Here is a 1,897-nt window from a genome sequence, read left to right on the forward strand (position 1 = left end):
CCTGAACCATGTTCAGGAGAGTTCAGCGTGAATGTATCAGGTTCCAAACCGGCTCCAGACAGTTCCCCAAGCCCTCTCCCAAGGGGAAGGGGTAGGTCGGAATCAAGGCCACCAATGGCCTACGGCGACTGGGAATACCCCTGGTGAGCCGCCGCTGTTTGGTGGTCATCTTCTGTTCAAAATGGGCATCACTTCAGCGGGTTGCAATCATCACGTGTTTGGTGATTTGGTAGTCGCGCACCGCTTCTGCCGAGAGATCTTTGCCAAATCCCGATTGCTTAAAGCCGCCATGGGGGGCCTCAGAGGCAATGGGAATATGGTCGTTGATCCAGACGGTGCCGAACTCCAGATCGGCGGCCAACCTCATCGCTCGTCCGATGTCTTGAGTCCACACAGAAGCCGCCAGCCCGTATAGGACGTCATTGCCCAAGCGTAGCGCTTCCGCTTCTTCGCGAAACGAGCCGAGCGTGAGAACCGGCCCAAAAACCTCACTCTGTACGATCTCCGCTTTTTGATCGACATTGGCAATCACCGTGGGTTCATAGTAGTAGCCCTGGGCAAGCTGGGAAGGGATCCGACCGCCGGTCAGCACCTTGGCTCCCTCTGCTTTGGCCCGCTCCACAAATCCCATCACCCGCTCCCGCTGGGCTGCTGAGACCAAAGGCCCCATCTCCACTCCCGCCTCGAAAGGGGATCCCACCGTTACTTTGCGCATGGCTTCTACAATGGCCTCTTGCGCCTGCGCCAGCTTGCTCTCGTGCACATAGACGCGGGTGGCTGCCGTACAGTCTTGGCCGGTATTGACGGTGGCAGCAAATGTGGCCTTGGCAGCAACGGTCTCTACGTCCGCATCCTCGAAGACGATAAACGGCGCTTTGCCCCCCAGTTCCAAATGCACCCGCTTCAGGGTATCTGCCGCTGTCCGCATCACCTGCTTGCCGGTGGCGGTAGAGCCGGTAAGGCTGACCATGCGCACCTGGGGGTGCTCCACCAGGGCTTGGCCGGTGGCATTGCCTCCGGTAACGATATTGACTACCCCGGGCGGGATCCCAGCCTCGGCGATCAGTTCTCCCAGCATCAGGGTGGTCAGGGGGGTGGCAGGAGCGGGCTTGAGCACCACCGTACAGCCGGCGGCCAGGGCGGGGCCGATCTTCCAGACGGCCATCATCAGCGGATAGTTCCAGGGGGTAATTTGAGCGCACACCCCCACCGGCTCTTTGCGAAAGAGGGAGGTGTAGCCCTTGGCATATTCCCCGGCGCTAAAGCCATGAATGTCGCGGGCGGCAGCGGCGAAGAAACGCAGATTATCCACCGCAAATGGCAGATCTCCCCCCAAGCTGAGGAACTCGTAGGGCTTGCCAGTGTTTTCCGATTCCAAGCGAGCCAATTCGGCGGCGCGAGCTTCGATTAGATCCGCCAATTTCCAGAGGGCCAGGGAGCGCTCGCCGGGGGTGAGTTTCGACCAACGGCCATCGTAGAAGGCTGTTTGAGCGGCCTGCACCGCCCGATCCACATCGGCAGGGCTGGCATCCACCACCTCTGCCAGTTTCTCGCCGGTGGCCGGGTTCTCGATGGTCATCAACCCCCCCCCTTGGCTATCGACCCATTGGCCGTCGATCCAGAGTTTGTAGGCCATAGCGATGTCCTCAACAGCTTGGTGAAATGGCTCTCCCCATTGTGCCGAATCTTTTTGGCTCGGCTTGAATCATAAGCTTCATTCAACTTTGGCAACTTTGGGGTGCAGAGATGGGATCCTTTGGGATTGGGATGGCCCAAACGGCTATTCGCAAAGCGGGCCGTAGACTGTGGCCAACGGCGCACTGGTGAGGATCCCGCATCTGCTAACTAACGGAGGTGCAGGGGCAATCAGTCCTGCACTCTACCCGCAGGGTAAGCA

Annotated in this window: 1 protein-coding gene; it reads right to left on the reverse strand. The window is 59.5% G+C overall.

The annotated features are described in order from the left end of the window. Positions 1-193 precede the first annotated feature (193 nt). A complete protein-coding gene (locus NW843_RS13205) occupies positions 194-1,636 on the reverse strand; it encodes a gamma-aminobutyraldehyde dehydrogenase (protein WP_414412980.1) in 1,443 nt (480 codons plus the stop codon). Between the last annotated feature and the right edge of the window lie 261 nt (positions 1,637-1,897).

The sequence above is a fragment of the Synechococcus sp. R5-12 genome, from assembly GCF_047502655.1.
In the GTDB taxonomy this organism is placed as follows: domain Bacteria; phylum Cyanobacteriota; class Cyanobacteriia; order Thermostichales; family Thermostichaceae; genus Thermostichus.